At 61.9% G+C, this 16,340-nt stretch carries 12 protein-coding genes; 2 read left to right on the forward strand and 10 right to left on the reverse strand.

Annotation, left to right across the window (positions count from 1 at the left end; all coding sequences use genetic code 11):
• Positions 1 to 74: 74 nt before the first annotated feature.
• The 8 genes from EEB12_RS17140 to EEB12_RS17175 form a co-directional block, all read right to left on the reverse strand.
• A complete protein-coding gene (locus EEB12_RS17140) occupies positions 75 to 968 on the reverse strand; it encodes a hypothetical protein (protein WP_141488693.1) in 894 nt (297 codons plus the stop codon).
• Between the two features lie 46 nt (positions 969 to 1,014).
• On the reverse strand, positions 1,015 to 2,787 hold the full coding sequence (locus tag EEB12_RS17145; RefSeq protein ID WP_141488195.1) for a sulfite reductase subunit alpha: 1,773 nt from the start codon (positions 2,785 to 2,787) through the stop codon (positions 1,015 to 1,017).
• Positions 2,788 to 2,818: 31 nt separating this feature from the next.
• Positions 2,819 to 8,287 (reverse strand): glutamate synthase-related protein, encoded by a 5,469-nt coding sequence (locus tag EEB12_RS17150; protein ID WP_141488196.1) that lies wholly within the window; start codon positions 8,285 to 8,287, stop codon positions 2,819 to 2,821.
• Between the two features lie 182 nt (positions 8,288 to 8,469).
• A complete protein-coding gene (locus EEB12_RS17155; protein WP_141488197.1) occupies positions 8,470 to 9,513 on the reverse strand; it encodes a ParB/Srx family N-terminal domain-containing protein in 1,044 nt (347 codons plus the stop codon).
• Between the two features lie 152 nt (positions 9,514 to 9,665).
• Positions 9,666 to 10,526 (reverse strand): 3-hydroxyacyl-CoA dehydrogenase, encoded by an 861-nt coding sequence (locus EEB12_RS17160; protein WP_141488198.1) that lies wholly within the window; start codon positions 10,524 to 10,526, stop codon positions 9,666 to 9,668.
• Between the two features lie 9 nt (positions 10,527 to 10,535).
• Positions 10,536 to 11,156: a TetR/AcrR family transcriptional regulator gene (locus EEB12_RS17165; protein WP_020971209.1), complete on the reverse strand. Its 621-nt coding sequence runs from the start codon at positions 11,154 to 11,156 to the stop codon at positions 10,536 to 10,538.
• Positions 11,157 to 11,240: 84 nt separating this feature from the next.
• Complete coding sequence (locus tag EEB12_RS17170) at positions 11,241 to 11,837, reverse strand: hypothetical protein (RefSeq protein WP_020909569.1); 597 nt, start codon at positions 11,835 to 11,837, stop codon at positions 11,241 to 11,243.
• Between the two features lie 4 nt (positions 11,838 to 11,841).
• Positions 11,842 to 12,300 carry a hypothetical protein gene (locus tag EEB12_RS17175; RefSeq protein WP_141488199.1) on the reverse strand — a complete coding sequence of 153 codons (459 nt, stop codon included), beginning with the start codon at positions 12,298 to 12,300 and terminating at the stop codon, positions 11,842 to 11,844.
• 100 nt (positions 12,301 to 12,400) lie between these two features.
• On the opposite strand from EEB12_RS17175, the gene pip reads away from it, so the two are divergent.
• Positions 12,401 to 13,360: a prolyl aminopeptidase gene (pip, locus tag EEB12_RS17180; protein ID WP_021345940.1), complete on the forward strand. Its 960-nt coding sequence runs from the start codon at positions 12,401 to 12,403 to the stop codon at positions 13,358 to 13,360.
• Here pip and EEB12_RS17185 read toward each other — a convergent pair.
• A complete protein-coding gene (locus EEB12_RS17185; protein WP_020971207.1) occupies positions 13,348 to 13,950 on the reverse strand; it encodes a TetR/AcrR family transcriptional regulator in 603 nt (200 codons plus the stop codon). The two genes, pip and EEB12_RS17185, sit on opposite strands and share 13 nt — an antisense overlap.
• 106 nt (positions 13,951 to 14,056) lie before the next feature.
• Here EEB12_RS17185 and EEB12_RS17190 point away from each other — a divergent pair, with 106 nt between their 5' ends.
• A complete protein-coding gene (locus EEB12_RS17190) occupies positions 14,057 to 15,136 on the forward strand; it encodes an alpha/beta fold hydrolase (protein ID WP_020971206.1) in 1,080 nt (359 codons plus the stop codon).
• Here the strand turns inward: EEB12_RS17190 and EEB12_RS17195 are convergent.
• On the reverse strand, positions 15,107 to 16,228 hold the full coding sequence (locus EEB12_RS17195; RefSeq protein WP_020971205.1) for an endonuclease/exonuclease/phosphatase family protein: 1,122 nt from the start codon (positions 16,226 to 16,228) through the stop codon (positions 15,107 to 15,109). The genes EEB12_RS17190 and EEB12_RS17195 overlap by 30 nt on opposite strands.
• Positions 16,229 to 16,340: the final 112 nt, after the last annotated feature.

Consider the following 16,340-nt stretch of genomic DNA (forward strand, 5'->3'; position numbering starts at 1 on the left):
CTAGGCTTCGGTCGTCACGTCCAGTTATCGCGATGCGCCGATTTCTTACACCCGAATGGGTCGTACTTCGGTCTTCAGGATGTGGCCGAAATGGAACTCATGACGTCTTCCCATACGCTCATGACCGCGGATTCGGTTGGGCCAGTCTGAGTGAACACGGCTACGCACTTGCGGCGGAAGTCGTACACCTCGACAGACGTCGTCAAACCGTGCACTCCGTGGGTGCGGGTCAGCCAACACTCCGAGACGCCGTTCAGATCGATCATCGTTCGGCAGGTGTCCGAGGCTAGAGTCAATGTCCCGCCGAACATGGCTGCGGCGTCGAGGTGACCGCGGTGAATCTGCAGGCAGCCGTTGCCGGCGACGACTGTCGTGACGGGTAGTTGATGGTAGGACAGGTGCTCCATCCCGGCAGCCATGAGGTGAGGATCGATTCTCCGGTAGCCGAGGGCACCCAGAGCGACCAAGCCGCTACGACGTTCGCTGCCGCTGTCCGCGAGGATGAAGTCGAGCTGTGTCAGCTGATCGGCCTCGGCCCAAAAGGCGGGAGTATTCGATGTCTGGGCGGGAGGGCTTGTTTCCCTCACAGTGCTCGGTGCAGTTCGCATCGCTTCGAAGGCGAGACGATCCGAGGTCGGGGTCAAATACGTAGTGTGTGAACTCGATCCGTGGGTATCGAACATCCGAAGCGTCGGGGGCAGGTGCTGTTCTGCGTCAGTGGTCACCACCGAACCGAGGGTAGAAGGGTTCAAACGTAGAGAGACGAGTCCGGGCGTGCAGACCAGCGGATCGCCGGGAACTGTTGGAACGGCGTACTTGCCCGAGTCGTTGACAGCCACCGGACCTGCAACGGTGATCGCTACGGCGTCGTCCAAGAGCGGCAACATTTTGCCGACTACCTCAGGTGCGGTGTCGATCAGTCCGCCGCGGAAACCCGGACGCGCAAGCAGTGCATCCAGGTCCGACATGCGCGCCAAAGCCGCGCAACGGCATTCGCCACGGTGCGGGCACATCTCAGTAGACATCCCGTAGATACCGCTTCGATCGTTTGAGGTTGTTGACGTAATCCTCGGCGGCGTCCGCACCCAACCCACCGTGCTCGGCGACCACCTCGTGCAGCGCGTCGTCGACGTCCTTTGCCATCCGGGTAGCGTCGCCGCAGACGTACACGTGCGCACCGTTTTCGAGCCAGTCGAACAAGTCTCGGCCCTGCTCGCGCATACGAGTCTGGACGTAGACCTTCTCGGACTGATCACGCGAGAATGCCAGATCGAGACGCGTCAGGACACCGTCACGGGTCAGACCGTTCAACTCGTCCTCGTAGATGAAGTCACTCGACTGATGCTGATCGCCGAAGAAAAGCCAATTCTGCCCCGACGCGTTGCGTGCGCGACGCTCGTGCAGGAAAGCACGGAAGGGTGCGATACCGGTGCCGGGTCCGATCATCACGACGGGAGCAGTGTCATCGGCAGGTAGGCGGAACGAATTGTTCTTGGAGACAAAAACTCCGACCCGATCTCCCTCGCCGACGCGGTCCGCCAGGTACGTCGAGCAGACGCCGCCGCGGTCCCGCTCGCCCGAGCGGTAGCGCACACTCGCTACCGTCAGATGCACGGTGCCGTCGTGGGCCAGCGGGCTGGAGGAGATCGAATAGACCCGATGTTGCAGCGGGCGCAGAAGTGCAAGCAGATCTTCGGGATTCAATCGAATGCTGTTGTCCAACTGCAGGAGATCGAGAACGTCCTTGCCCCACAGCCACGCATCGAGCGCTTCCCGATCTTCCGTGTCGAGAATGTGCTGCAGTTCGGCGTCGCCGCTGCGTCGGGCGATGTCTTCGATCAAATCGCGCGAGGGAATCGAGATCTCGTAGTCGCTGGTCAACACCTGGTCCAACGGTGCGGACGAGCCGTCCTTCGCGGTGACGACGTAGTCACTGCTCGCACCGAGCTGATGGATGATCGCCTCGACCAGAGCGGGGTCGTTGATCGGGCGGATGCCCAATCCATCTCCGGCCTCGTAGTCCAGACCGTCCTCGCCGAGCGCAAAGGTGAAGTGGCGGACTTCCTTGGCGGAGTCCTCGCCGGACAACAGTCGGTTGGCGAGGACGGTTGCAGGATAAGGGTTCTTGCGAGTCCACTGGGACTTGGTCTTCGTCGGAGCGGACGTAACCGGCGCGGCAGCGGCTCCCGCATCACCGTCGACACCGGCCACCGCAGCGACGGCCCGAACGATCCACTCGGCAGCAGTATCCTCGTAGTCGACGTCGCAATCGATGCGGTCGACAACCCGGGACCCGCCGAGCGCTTCGAAGCGGGCGTCGATGTTCTTTCCCGACTGGCAGTAGCCGTCGTAGCTGGTGTCACCGAGTGCGAGTACTCCGAAGTAGAGACCCTCCAGCCGGGGCGCACTCTCGGATTCGACTGCATCCCAGAACAGCTGCGCGTTGTCAGGCATCTCGCCCTCGCCGTAGGTGGAGGTGATGACGAGCACCCGGCGCATGGCGGAAAGTGCATTGATATCCACGGTGTCCAGACCCGCGACAAGTGGTTCGAGACCGTGGGCACGAGCAGCTGCGGCCGCGTCTTCGGCCACGGACTCCGCGTTGCCGGTCTGGCTTCCGTAGAGGATGTGCACTGCCGCGCCGGCAGTTCTCTCCACTGTCGCTGTTGCAGCACCGGTTTGACCGGGCATGACAGTTCGTGAGTGTAGACCGGCCAGGAATCCGGAAAGCCACGCGCGTTGGTCGCCGTTGAACGGTGCGTATTCGGGGATGTACGGGATTTCCATTTTGAAGCTCACCTACGTTCGGGGGAGGAGGTCAGGACACCAGGTCGGGGATCGTGCGCGAAGCGAACAGTTCGTCGAAGTTCGGCAGTGATCCGAGCTTGTCCCGATTCTTGTTGTCTTGAAACAGAATCCAGCCGTACGTCGCCGGGCTGTCCATGGCCAACACGTTGCGCAGGCTCAGCGCCTGCTTGTAGTCGTCGACGCGCTTGGCTGCAATCAACGCAGCCAACTGTTCGTCGTCGTAGCCGGCGAGAATCTCTTTCGAGTACTTGACCAAGTGCTGGACGAGGGCGAAGTCCTCGGTCAGCACCAGGTTTCGGGCCGCCTTCTGCACTGCTGGATCGTCGGGTCCGGACGCACCCGGCGTGCGGGCGGCGGCGAGTTGTTGTGCGAAGTGAAGCACGGTGTACGCACTGAGCAGCGCATACATCGTCGCGGTATCGGTCTCGCCGTAGGCGGGGACTGCTCCGTTCAGTGCGGGGCGCCCATCGCGCACTGCGAGTTTGAACGTGCGGACCTGACGTGCTGCGATGGCGGACGCCAATTCTTCGAGAAGCTCTTTGTGCGACTTCGCAGCCAGGATTGCATCGCTGTCCTGGTAAAGCATCAATGCCTTGGGCATGGCGTAGACGAACGAGTGCTGTTCGACTTCCCAGTTCTCGAGTAGTCGGGTTCCGAGCGCGGATCCCGTTGCTTCCACATGCAGTTCGAGCAGGAGTTGTACCGCGTGGTTGTGGACGGCGGCCAGAGGATCGGTCGCAGCGGTGATCGAACCCAGCAGTACGGAATCGGTACTTGCTCGCAGTGCCAGTTCGCCGCGAGGGTCGTACTGGTAGAAGAACCCGCCGCTCATGCCGTTGCCGACACCCTTGCCGAACTCGCCGAGATTCACGACAGCACCGTTGGTCATGTACTCGCCGGCGAAGTCGCCGACACCTTCGACGACAGCACTGGCGCCGGAGTTGCGAACTGCAAAGCGATCGCCTGCTTCACCTTCGACGAACACTCGTCCGCCGGTGGCGCCGAAGAGCGCGAAGTTGCCGATCAACACGTTTCCGCCGGCGTCACTGGAGCCGCCGCCTGGGCTGCGCACGGCAATCACGCCGCCGCTCATGCTCTTTCCCACACCGTCGTTACATGTCCCGGTGTGTTCCAGGTGCATGCCGTCGTTGCAGAATGCGCCGAACGACAAGCCAGCAGATCCGGTCGTCAGGACGCGCACGCTGCCCGGAGCCAGATATCGTCGCCCACGCTCGTCAGTCAGTACCCCCGGAGCGAGAAGGCCGGCCGCTCCGTAGTTGAGTTCGCGTTCGAGGTCGATCGCCAACTGCCCACCGACGCTCTTGTTCCGGTTACCCAGGTGCAGTGCACCTTCGGCGAATTCAGGTCCGGACACGGCGACCGAGGCCTCGCCACGGTTGAAGAGCACCGTACGAACCTCGTCCATGATCTTCTCGTCGAGCGCGTACTCACGCTCGAGGTACACGGGATTGTCGACGGTGATGTTCGGGGCGGACTCGAACATCGCGTCCAGTTTCAGATTGCCGACGATGGACGGGTGATCGAGCAGATGCAGGAGATCAGTTCGACCCCGCGCTTCCTGAAGGGATCGCATTCCCAGATTCGCGAGCAGTTCCCGAGTTTCGTGAGCGATGTTGAGAAGGTACTGCGCCATGGCGCGGGGATCGCCGTCGAACAGTTCCGGGTTGGTGGTCAGACCGGCCGGACACTTGATGTTGCAGTTCTTGGCCATGACGCAGCCCATCATCATCAGCGCAGACGTACCGAACTCGAAGCTGTCTGCGCCCAGTAGCGCGGAAGTGATGATGTCGCTGCCGGTCTGATGCGCGCCCGAGCATCGCAGAACGACTTTCTGGCGAAGCCCGTTGGCACACAAAGCTTGATGGACCTCCGCGATACCGACCTCGGCCGCACGACCCGCGTACTTGAGGCTGGTCACCGAAGCGGCGCCGGTGCCACCGGTGTTTCCGGCGACGTTGATGACGTCGGCGCCGGCCTTGGCGACACCGACGGCGATGGTGCCGATTCCTTCCGAGGACACCAACTTCACGATCACCCGGATGCGCGCTGCCTTGCAGTCGTGGATGAGCTGAGCGAGGTCCTCGATGGAGTAGGTGTCGTGGTGCGGCGGCGGCGATACCAGTTCGACGCCGGGCGTTCCGCCGCGGGCAGCAGCAATGTCGACGGTGACCTTGGCGGCCGGAAGCTGCCCGCCCTCACCGGGTTTTGCGCCCTGGCCGAGTTTGATCTCGATCTCTTCGAGCATCGGGTCGGCGAGGTATCCCGCCCAGATTCCGAAGCGTCCGGATGCAAACTGCTTGATGCGCGACGCACGAATCGTGTTGTAGCGCGAAAGGTGTTCGCCGCCTTCGCCGCTGTTGGACATCGCGCCGACCATGTTCGTGCCGTGTGCGACGGCTTCGTGCGCCGGAGCGTTCAGTGCGCCATGACTCATGGCACCCGACGCCAACTTCGGGGTGATGTCGCTGGCGCTCTGTACCGCGGAGAGAGGAACACCTGCCGGTGCGACCCTCAGCTTGGACAGGAACTCTGCCCCGATGCCGGTTGCCCTCAGCGCAAGATCCGGTGTGATGGCTTCAATGGTGATATCGGCGGCAAAGGTGGCGCAGAGAGCGTCGCCGAGCGCTTTTGCTCGCGCGCTGTCACCGGCCAGTGGACCGTCCAGGCTAAGCGTGTACCGGTCGTCTGCGGCGGATTCACACTGGACTCCGCGCATCACGATCGTTGTGTTGCCGTGCACCGAGAATCGGCTGATCTGCTCGGCGAACTCGGCTGTCGTGACCGCAAACGTGACGTCGCCGGGAACAGAGATGACGTCGCGCAACGCTGCGGGCCGACGCGATCGTTCCGCGGCCATCACAGTCGAAAAATCACGGTACCCGGCAGTGATGTCGAAGTCGTCGATCTGTTCGGTGGTCAACCGGTCGAAACTCGTCGCCCGGTAGGCCCCGGCATCGAGGCGGAATGCATCGTCGAGTCGCCCGAGCGGAAGCAGGCGTAGAGCATCGAATTGTTCGGTACCTGAGGGACTGTCGAACGCGATCTTCTCTTCGGTGAGCTCGACGTACTTGCGGACTGCGGTGGTACCGAACGAATGCCCTGCGCCGTCTGCGCGCTCCTTGAACAGGCCGAGCAGTGGCAGGTCCTTTTCACCCTCGACTTCGCTTGCACGCTCGTGCCACTGCTTCGAGGTCACCGCGACGGTGTCGAAACCGACGCCACCCACCGGTGACTTCATGTTGGGGAACCACTGGCGCAGAACAGGGTCGGACGTATCGAGGAAGTTGGGTTCGAAGAATTCTCCGCCGATGTAGCTCTCGACAGTGCACAGGCCGACGCGTCCCATCGTCTTCATGAGGGACTTCTCGGCAGCCTTCGCGAAGCGTCGGAAGGCGGCATCCGGGTCCGCAGCGAACTTCTCCTCGGCTCGCAACTGAACGGACAAGGGGTAGACAGCGGAAGCACCGAATCCGAGCGCAGCGGCAACGTGGTGCGAGGACTCGATCTGGCCACTCTCCACGATGAGAGAGACACGCAATCGCAGGCCTGCGTCGATGAGGCGTTGGTTCAGTGCTCCGACGACCATGATCGCGGGAAGCGTTGCGCGCTCATGAGATACGTGCCGGTCGGTCAGGACTGCGATTCCGCCCTGTTCGGCCGCGAAGGCGACAACGGCGTCGCCGAGCGCGGTCATCGCGTCAACCATCGCCTGCGCGTCACCCGCGGCGGGGTAGAGCATTTCGAAGCGGCGATGCGGGGTGTGCTTCTGTTCACGGATCTTGAGCATGTCCAGATGCCCGAGGATCGGCGACGAAATGACGATCTGCTTGCCCTGTCCGGCGGTCATCTTCGCGCCCAACGCGACCCGGAGGGTCATGCCGTCCGCTTCCCGGATGCTGTCCAGCGGAGGGTTGGTGACCTGCGCGAATCGCTGCGAGAAGTAGCGTGCCACACCGCCTTCACGATCGGAAAACGCGTTGATGGCGTTGCCGTAACCCATGGCCGATACCTTCTCGGCTCCGTGCGTGAGCATCGGATCCATCAGGAATTTGAAGCTCTCCTGATCCAGGGAGTACGCCATGTAGCGCTGATGAACCTCGAACGTTCCGTTGTAGCGCGTCGGTGAGCTGACCTTCTCCGCAGGTACGGCGGGAATGTCTTCGATCAGGATTCGTGACTGCTCCAGCAGAGACTGGTAGTCGCGCTGTGCGGCAATCTTTTCCAGGGCTTCGCGGGCGGTATAGGTATGGCGATCTCGATGATCGAAGTACAGCATTCCGCCGGCCTCGACGCGGCCACGGTGGATCACCGTCTCGGGTGCGAACGCGATCTGTCCGGCTTCGGAGAATGCGCACACGTAGTCGTGTGTCTCGATCGTGCGTAGTGGACGCAGGCCGAGGCGGTCCAGTCGGGCGCCGATGATGGTGCCGTCGCCGAACACGAGCGCTGCCGGTCCGTCGTTCTTCTCCTCGTACAGCGAGAAGTACTCGAACATCGCACGCACTGCGGGGGAGAGAGTGGTGTCGTTTTCCCAGGCAGGGGGCATCATCGAGACCACAGCTGTCACCAAATCGACGCTGTCCTCGATGACGCGTGCTTCCAGAGTCTGATCGAGCCGGCAGCTGTCGGACTGACCGGGCGGACGGACGATCGCACGTCGTTTTGCGCTCGCCACCGCAGCTTCGGAGAGCCGATTCTTCTTGTCCGTGTTCAGTTCTCCGTTGTGAGCCATGAACCGGAACGGCTGCGCCATCGTGGGATGCGGGTCCGTGTTGGTCGAGAACCGCGTGTGGAAGTACATCGTGTGGACAGCGTGATCGGGGTCGACCAGGTCGCGGAAGTACGGGATCACTTCGTCGGAGTTCAAGCGGCCCTTGAGAACCTGAGTCCTCGCGCTGAGGGACAGTGGGTACAACCCGCGTAGTGCAGGCGTGTTGTACGCGATTGCCTCGATGGCGAGCAGGGCCTCGTGTACGAGGCGATCGACTACCGCAGGCTCGGGACGCGGAGTGGGGACCTCGAAAATCCACTGCCTGACCGGAAGTTGATGCGCGATCGCGGCCGGCCGAATCGCCGAGTTGTCGACCGGGACGTCGCGCACCGCGAGAGTGGTGAAACCGCGATCGAGAAGTTCACGTTCGACCAGGGCGGCAGCGCGAGCGTGCTGGGCGTCGTCGTCCGGAAGGAAGAAGTTGCCGACGCAGAAGCGTCCGGCGCGAAGGTCGGGGCGCCCGGTTACCTTGCGGAAGAACCGGAGGGAGAGGTCCACCGAGACGCCGCCGCCGTCGCCGACGCCCTCGGAGGACATACCGCCGCGGTGCGGAACCGAGCAGAGCGCTTCGCGGCCCTTGATCAGGACATCGTGGGTCTGCACGCCGTCCTTGCGCGTGATGAACCCGACCCCGCAACTGCTCTTGTCATCTGCGGGGTCGTACAAACCGACGATGGACGTGCTCACTGCAGCAACCTTCTCCCTGTCCTGGTTGCCCGGAGATTGTTCGACCGGGCAGATACGACGGCATGGTTTCCGTCAGGGCAGGGCGTCGCTGCTTCGATGAAGCGGCACCCGAATGGGATCAGACTACTGAGTAGAGGCTTACCTTAGTCAAGTCTGCTGGGTGTGACTTGGATCCGAGCAGGTCAGAGGGTTGCTTTGTAGGCAAGTGCGTAGGCGATCTTGCCCGGCTTGTCGTCTGTGTACGGCTTCGACAGCTTTGCGAACTCGCCCTTTGACTCCGCTTTGCCGTCGTTCCAGGCCGGCAGGACTCCGAGATCGGTAGCCGTGAACCCGCTGTCGACGACGGCATCACCCGCCAACGCGGTCTGTGCTTTGGTCACCGACTTCACGGTGGCCAGGTAGCTGGAGAGGTCGTCGCGATTCCAGTTGGTGAGGTCGACGGGCGCGGCGTCGCGGACCCACGCACCCCAGTAGAACTCCTGGAACGGAATCGTGCCGGCGGCGAATCCGATGTCGCGGGAGAAGTACATCAGGCTGCGGTACTTGTCGTCGGCGAAGTTGGCCAGGCCGACGCTCTTCGGCAGGGACTGGACCGGTACCTGGCTTCCGTCCACGTCACGCGACCAGACCCACTTGTTCTTTTCCATCTCGGTCCAGAAGGCGCCTTCACTCAGGCCGTTGAGGTTGCCGAGAACCCGCAGTCGCACGTGCAGGTCGGGGCCTCCGTCGGCCGTCTCGATGAAGGACGTGAGGGTGTGGTGACCGTCGGTCAGGTAGAGATCGCCGCGGGGTCCGACGACCACGGTCTTCATGGGCGCGATGCTCTCGGCGGTTTCCTGACCCACTGGAATCTGGCAGGTGAAGGACGACGGGTCCTTCAGCGTCGAGGCGGGAGTAGCGGTCGCAGCCTGGATCTGGCCGTTCGCCTCGCACCAGTCGTCGAACTTCTTGTTGATCGTGTCTTTTCCGAGCGTGTATCGCCCGAGCTTGTAGTACACCTCGTCGTAGCCGAGGGAAGGCTGCGTCGCATGAACGTCGCCGATGCGCACGTCCAGAAGGTCACCTTCTTTGGCGCACAGGTACTCCGAGCCGCCGGCGGAGCCTGAGAACGAACCGGTGGAGATTCCGCCACACGCGAGGGGAGCGGCGACAGCGGGTGTGCTGACCAGTGTTCCGGCGCCGAGCAGTACCAGTGTTGTGAGTGCCGAGATGGCGGAACGACGCATGTGGGGATCTCTCCTGAGGATGGGTTCGCACGTGAAGAAGCTTGCGTCACAATCGCTCAGGGTGGTTTCGGACTTACTGACAACAGACGTCCGCGCGGTGGCTACCACGTGAATTCACGTCGTAGCCACCGCGCGGTGAGCCGGTTGGTTGATCAGCCTTTGTAGTTGTAGAAGCCCTCGCCGACAGCGACGCCGAGCTTGCCTTCGTCGATGTAGTTCTTCTTGATGTAGTCGGCGAACGCGCGCTGCTTCTCGCCGCCCTGGGAGGAGATGTTGTAGACGGTGGTCAACCCGACGACATCCATGATCTGGAAGGGGCCGAACGGGGCTCCGGTGCCGATACGCCACGTCTTGTCGACCATGTCGGGATCGGCGATGCCGTCGATCAGCAGGTCGGATGCTGCATTGAGGAGCGGGACCAGGAGCGAGTTGAGTACGTAGCCCGCCTTCTCCTTCTTGAGTTCGATCGGCACCATGCCGATGTTCTTCGCGAATTCGACGACCTCGCGGTACACGGCGGGGTCGGTGGACTCGGTGCCCATGACCTCGGCAGTGTTGTTGACCCACACGTGATTTGCGAAGTGCAGTGCGAGGAACTTCTCGGGGCGGCCGGTGAACTCCTTGAGGTCGCTCGGCAGAAGCGTCGAGGAGTTGGTTGCGAACACCGTGTGCTCCGGAGCTACTGCGGCGAGCTTCTCGTAGGTGTCGCGCTTGATGGCGACGTCCTCGGGAATTGCCTCGATGACAAGATCGGCCTTGGTCACGGCTTCGGCTAGGTCGTACGAGTACGTAATACGTTGCAGCGCTTCGTCGGCCTTGCCTTCCTTGGCGCCCTCGACGTTTTCGGCCTTGTAGGCCGCGGCCAACGAGTCGAACCGAGCCTTGGCCTTCTCGATGACCTCGGCGTTGATGTCGTACGCGACGACGTCGAATCCGTGATAGGCGGTCTGATAGGCGATCTGCGAGCCGAGAACTCCGGTACCCAGAACGGTGATCTGCTTCAGTTCAGTCATTTTCGATCCTCAATCCTTTTCGGTGGGTAGTCCGGCAAGCGTCAATCGAACTTGTGCGGCAACGATGTTCGTGAGTTCGTCAGCCGTGATCCGGTCCAATGCCGCGCGGGCTATTTCGAAGTGCAGCACGTTGGAAATCGTTCGCGCTGCAGTGATGGTTCGGGTGGTGTGGTTGGGGTGCCCCTCGAGCAAGATTTGCGCAATCCGCGTTTGCAGGCGCTGCGAGAGTTCCAGACCTTCGGCCCGGAAACATTCGCTGGGCTCGCCGAACAACACTTCGCGTTGGTAGATACCGGTGTTCTCGTCGTTTCGGCGACTCGCGATCAGCAGGGGTGAAACCAGCTCGAGCACACGATCTTCTGTGCCCGTCGATTTGGCCTCACGCTCTTCTCCCAGTTCGATCTGCTTGCGGTACTCCGCGTTGTACACCATGAGCAGTAGCTCGGCTTTGCTTGCGGCGTAACGAAAGAGGGTGCCACCGGCTACATCGGCGCGGTCGGCAATTTCTTGAGTTGTGACTGCGCTATAGCCCTTTTCCGCGAACAGTTCGGCCGCGGCGTCGAAGATGCGTGCCTGCTTCTCGAGTTTGTTGCGTTCACGACGACCCAACTCTTGGTCCGATTTCGTCATCCCGCTCACCTCGTTTCATTTCGGATCACGCTCATAAATGAGTCTACTCCGAAATGTCGAGAGGGTGGGGTCTCCTCCGTCACATCACCGCAGTCCGCTGACCCAACCGGCGAACACGTCGGAGAACACGTCTGCTTCGCACGCATGCGCCGATTCGGGGTAGGCACATTCGGGGTATCCGGCGACGACGGCGGCAAGTTCGGCATTACAACACTGCGCCAAGAGGCCGCGCAGGAGATCCGCGGCCGACCAGCCGGCGATGGATGCTGCTGGGATCCCCTCTTCCTCGTACACCTTCACCAGATCGTCATGCCTCCAGGACAATTCCTCGGCCACCAGTGCATCGGGATTGAAAGACATGGCGCGGTCGAGTGATCCGCGCAGAAGGGAGTGTGGATCGTCCTCACCGCGCAGCCTGGTCGCGAGGTCGGCCGGTGCCTTCTGCATGACGAACATCCAGGGTTTGCCGTCGGGAAAGACTCCGCCGAAGCCTGCCACGTTGAACGGCAGGTGACTACTGAGAAAATCTGTCTCCACGTCGACGTGCTGATCGTCTCCGAGGTGAATGAAGTGGCCGGACGCGATCTCCTCTCCGGTTGCCGGCTCGGCCCACGTGTTGTTCCACAGGTCGGTCATCCGACTGCCGTCGGGAAAATCGAGAACCTCGAAGAGGAAACCCATGTCGTCACCACTCTCCGTCGAAGTGGGTGGTTACTCCACCGGTGAGTCGAGAAACCGTTTGAGCCGAGGTCGCGAGGACGACTCGGCTTGTCTCGAAGGTCATCTCGTCGCGTTCGGTGTCCTCCGATTCGGGATCCTCGGCGAGTGAGAAGTCGAGTTCCACCTCTCGATCGGTGCTGGAACAGACCGAGATCATCAGCCCGAGTCGTTCGTCGGTGAACGCCGGTAGCGATTTCTCGGGATGAAAGTCTGCGGCCGCGTGAAAGAAGAACGCCGCCAGCCGTTCGACAAATCCTTCGTCGGTGTGTCTGCTGAGATACTGATTGAACCGATCGGGGCTGAGCAGGCCTACGTCGAAAACGAGTGTGGGTACGTCGGATTCGAAGACAGCGGCGGGTACCGCATGACTGCGAAGGAATACCGCGGTGCCGCCGTACCCCGGCAACCTGAACCCATCACGCATCTGGTGTACTCCCGTCGCAGAGGTGTCATGTCCACGCTAGGCCATAGCCCGGACGCGTGCTGCTTACCGGACACGTCGGTTGATGGAAGAATTACCGCCTATGAGCGCTGTCCTGTACCCGCCCGTCGAACCGTACGAGTCGGGACTGTTGGAAGTGCCCGATGGTCAGAGCCTCTACTGGGAGACCGTCGGTAACCCGGCCGGTGTCCCGGTTCTCTATCTCCACGGTGGCCCCGGTGCGGGATGCACTGTCGGTGCCAGGCGTTTTTTCGATCCCGAAACCTTTCGCGCAGTTCTGTTCGATCAACGAGGCTGTGGGCGCAGTCTTCCTCTCGCGAGTAGCCCGGACGTCGATCTCACCGTGAACACGACGGCGCACATCCTCGACGACATCGAGCGTCTTCGTGAACATCTCGGTATCGAACGATGGATCGTTTCCGGCCTTTCTTGGGGCGTCAGTTTGGGTCTGGTGTACGCCCAAGCGTTTCCCGAGCGGGTGATCGCGATGGCTTTGGGCGCGATCACCGGCGGGACGAGAGTGGAAATCGAATGGATCACCCGTGCCATGGGCAGGATATTTCCGCGTGAATGGGAAGAGTTCGTCGCGCAGCTGCCGGTGGAAGAGCGTGACGGGAATCTCCCGGCGGCATACGCGCGACTGCTCGCCGATCCGGATCCTGTTGTGCGGGAAAATGCTGCGGTGCAGTGGTGCCGCTGGGAAGACGTACATGTGTCGCTGATGCCGGGGTGGACTCCGAGTGTTCGATACCAGAATCCGGACTTCCGTCGGGTGATGACCAGGCTGGTCACGCACTACTGGGCCAACGATTGCTTCCTCGCGCCGAATCAGATCCTGGACGGAATGGACCGTCTCGCCGAGATTCCCGCGATTCTCGTGCACGGCCGGTATGACATTTCCGGACCACTCGATACTGCCTGGGCGATCCACCAGCGTTGGCCGGGCAGTGAGTTGGTGGTGCTCGACGACGCCGGGCATGGCGGGGGTGGATTCAACGAGGCAATCGTGGAAGCGCTGAATTCACTGGCTCATTCGGTCTGATCGAGTGCTCCGGCGTGCGCCGCAGCGAGCGCGCCGGCAGCAGCGCGATCGGCAACCGACTGGTCGACAGGTAGATCGGCGACCAACAGGCGATAGTAGATGGGCGCGGCGACGGCCGCCAGAAGATCAGCAGCTGAGACCTTCTCGGAGATTTCCCCGCGTTCGACTGCTCGGCGGACCACTATGTCGGCCAGTTCGTAACGTGCGGAATAGAACTCGCGCTTGAGTCTCGCCACTTCCGGCGTACGAACCGCGTCCGAGAACAGTGCGGCCACCAACGCGCCGCCCGACTCGCTTGTCACCAGTGCGACTATCGATCTGGCCATCTCGCGCAGGTCGGATTCGATGGAACCGGTATCCGGGATGGGGACGGTGGTTGCCGATACCTCGACGGCCGCGTCGGCCACCAGTTGGGACAGCGTGCTCCATCGCCGGTAGATCGTGGTCTTGTGGACTCCGGAACGGGCGGCTATGTCCTCGATGGTCATCGCTGCAAATCCGCGTTCGGACAGTTCGGCCGCGGTGGCCGCCAGGACGGCCTCGCGCACCCTGGCGCTACGCCCTCCGGGCCGTTGTGGTGTCGAGGTCATGGGTCAACCTTATCGCAACAAGGTGTTGTGTTAGCTGGAGACGCGTGGTTCACTGAGCTAATGCAACTGATCGTTGCATTAGAGATGAATTGAGGGGTGTTTTCCCATGTCATACGAATTTCCTGTCGATCACCGAGGCCTCTTCGAAGAGCGCACAGGACAGTTTCTGAGCTTCGGGCTCCCCGTCTCGGATCTCGAGGAACTGCGCGCGTCCATCAACTCGACCTGGGCCGACGCGCCGGGTGGTTGGTCGTACGAGTGGTCGGCGCTGGCGGCGAAGTACTCCGCGGCCGGCAATCATTCCCTGGCAGCGATGATCTACGGAATCGCCAAGTTCCCGGTGCTGGCCAACGAATCCCGTCGACGGGCTCTGCGCAATCAGGTGGACGAATACGTCAAGGCAGCACCAGGATTCGGGCTCGAGTTCGAGCGTCGAATCCTGCCCCTGCCCTACCGAAACGGCGAGATCGAGCTACCGGTACACATCCTCTCGGCGGACGGACGGTACGAAGACGCACCCGTCCTGTTGCTCAGCGGCGGCGTCGACGGCTGGAAGATGGACATGCATCCGTTGGCCAGTGCGTTCGCGAAGAACGCCGGGGTGACGGTTGTTGCTTTCGATCAGCCGGGAACTGGTGAATCACCCGTTCCTCTCGATGCTTTCGGCGACGAGGTGATCGACGGGCTCGTATCGACGGCTCGCGCTCTCGGCAACGGGCAGGTGGCGCACCTGGGAGTCTCCTTCGGCGGCAACTTCGCCGTGCGCTCGGGGTTGACCGGCGCCGTCGATGCGGTGATCAACATCGGCGCCCCGGTCAAGGGTGCGTTCGAGACCGCGAATGCCGAGCGCCTGGTCTACGGCATGGGCGACATCGTCGGAAACGCACTGGGTTTCGATGCCCCGGCAACCAAAGAGGCGCTGGTACAGGGTCTCCGTGCGTTCGATCGCAGTGTCTTGATGACCGCCGACGACGGCCGGACCCCGATGCTTGTGGTCAACGGGGCCGACGACGTTCACATCCCGCTCTCGGACACAACACTCTTCGAAGAGCGCCCGAACACGCAGGTACACGTCATCCCGGATGCGGGGCACTGTGCAGTGACCAAGCTGCCCGAGTTGACGCCGATGATGATCGACTGGCTACGAGATGCCCTGTCAGGAACCGCTCCACGAACCGGTAGATGATCCGCCGCCGAAGCTGGCAAAACGATACGTCGCAAGAACGGCCTTGTGATCGGTCGGCCACGGCGTCGGTGAAGCGATGAAGTTGTCCTGGGAGTTCTCCTCCACTCTTTTGTTGTGCACGATCGTCTTTCGGGGTCCGATGATTCCTACAGATCCCAGCTTCAGCTCGGAAGCGCGGTCGGCGAAGATGTAGTCGATCCGATCGCGTTCGTCTGCCTCGGGTGCCCAGGTGAGCTGTGAGGTGTCGACGTCGGGATTGTCGGACGGCCAGGTGAAGCCCGGGTGTGTAGCCGGGTTCGGGTACTTGCTGCGGTATGCATCGACAAATCCGGCTTGGTCGAGCAGACGGGTGGATTCCCACGGAATGACGACACCGTTGTGGTCGAACAGATTTCGCGTGCCGTCGGTCCAGTCCAGGGCCGACGGCTCGTTGAAATCGCCGCCGAGGATGACGGACCTGCCCCTCGCCCGTTCTGCGGCCGCATCGTCGATGAACGTCGAAATTGCCAGGGGTCGTCCCGAATTGACGTTCACACGCTGAACCGTCTCGGGGTCCGTGACCGGACCGGACGGCATCTTGTTCCAGCCGAACTCGGAGAACTCTCCAGGCGTGGGAACACCCGCGCCGTATCCGCGCGGTAGATAGGTTGCGTAGGACGTGTAGGCCAGATGTGCCGAGTAAGCAGCGATTTGTTTGCCGTCGACCGTCACGACTGCCTTGATCATCGAGTTCAGGTCGGCTGTTTCCTCGATCGGAAACTTGGAGAGAATCCCCACGTCGGAGGACGCTGCTCCGTAGAAGGGGGTTCCTGATTTGGTCAGCATGTCGGCCAATACAGTTGTCGCAGTGCCGGCTTCCGACAAAAGAACTATCGACGCCTGGGTCGAGATGATCATATCGGCGATCAGCTGCAGGCCACCGTTGATCTTGGTTCCGCCGTGCCAGGTATTGAGGGAGAGCACTTTGACCTCCTGCGCGGGGTTCGCCCCCGCGACGGAGGTATTGGCACCCAAGGTAAATGCGCTTGCGGAGACTGTCCCTGCGGCTACCGCCATCGCCTTGACCATCTGACGGCGCGTCAATCCATTCATCAAATCCCGGCTCTCGTTGTCGTGTGCTCGAACCCCCGGAAGATGATTACCATCGCTACCTAAACGGACAGTTAACCAATTGCAAAATGGCAGATTTCCACAGAACACCGCG

The organism is Rhodococcus sp. WS1 (assembly GCF_003797745.1).
In the GTDB taxonomy this organism is placed as follows: domain Bacteria; phylum Actinomycetota; class Actinomycetes; order Mycobacteriales; family Mycobacteriaceae; genus Rhodococcus_F; species Rhodococcus_F erythropolis.

What these genes read in the sequence shown, in the direction of transcription:
- EEB12_RS17170 (WP_020909569.1), bottom strand. Translation starts at nt 11,837, where the DNA reads ATGGGTTTCCTCTTCGAGGTTCTCGATTTTCCCGACGGCAGTCGGATG.
- EEB12_RS17175 (WP_141488199.1), bottom strand. Translation starts at nt 12,300, where the DNA reads ATGCGTGATGGGTTCAGGTTGCCGGGGTACGGCGGCACCGCGGTATTC.
- EEB12_RS17165 (WP_020971209.1), bottom strand. Translation starts at nt 11,156, where the DNA reads ATGACGAAATCGGACCAAGAGTTGGGTCGTCGTGAACGCAACAAACTC.
- EEB12_RS17145 (WP_141488195.1), bottom strand. Translation starts at nt 2,787, where the DNA reads ATGGAAATCCCGTACATCCCCGAATACGCACCGTTCAACGGCGACCAA.
- EEB12_RS17155 (WP_141488197.1), bottom strand. Translation starts at nt 9,513, where the DNA reads ATGCGTCGTTCCGCCATCTCGGCACTCACAACACTGGTACTGCTCGGC.
- pip (WP_021345940.1), top strand. Translation starts at nt 12,401, where the DNA reads ATGAGCGCTGTCCTGTACCCGCCCGTCGAACCGTACGAGTCGGGACTG.
- EEB12_RS17190 (WP_020971206.1), top strand. Translation starts at nt 14,057, where the DNA reads ATGTCATACGAATTTCCTGTCGATCACCGAGGCCTCTTCGAAGAGCGC.
- EEB12_RS17185 (WP_020971207.1), bottom strand. Translation starts at nt 13,950, where the DNA reads ATGACCTCGACACCACAACGGCCCGGAGGGCGTAGCGCCAGGGTGCGC.
- EEB12_RS17160 (WP_141488198.1), bottom strand. Translation starts at nt 10,526, where the DNA reads ATGACTGAACTGAAGCAGATCACCGTTCTGGGTACCGGAGTTCTCGGC.
- EEB12_RS17195 (WP_020971205.1), bottom strand. Translation starts at nt 16,228, where the DNA reads ATGAATGGATTGACGCGCCGTCAGATGGTCAAGGCGATGGCGGTAGCC.
- EEB12_RS17140 (WP_141488693.1), bottom strand. Translation starts at nt 968, where the DNA reads ATGTCGGACCTGGATGCACTGCTTGCGCGTCCGGGTTTCCGCGGCGGA.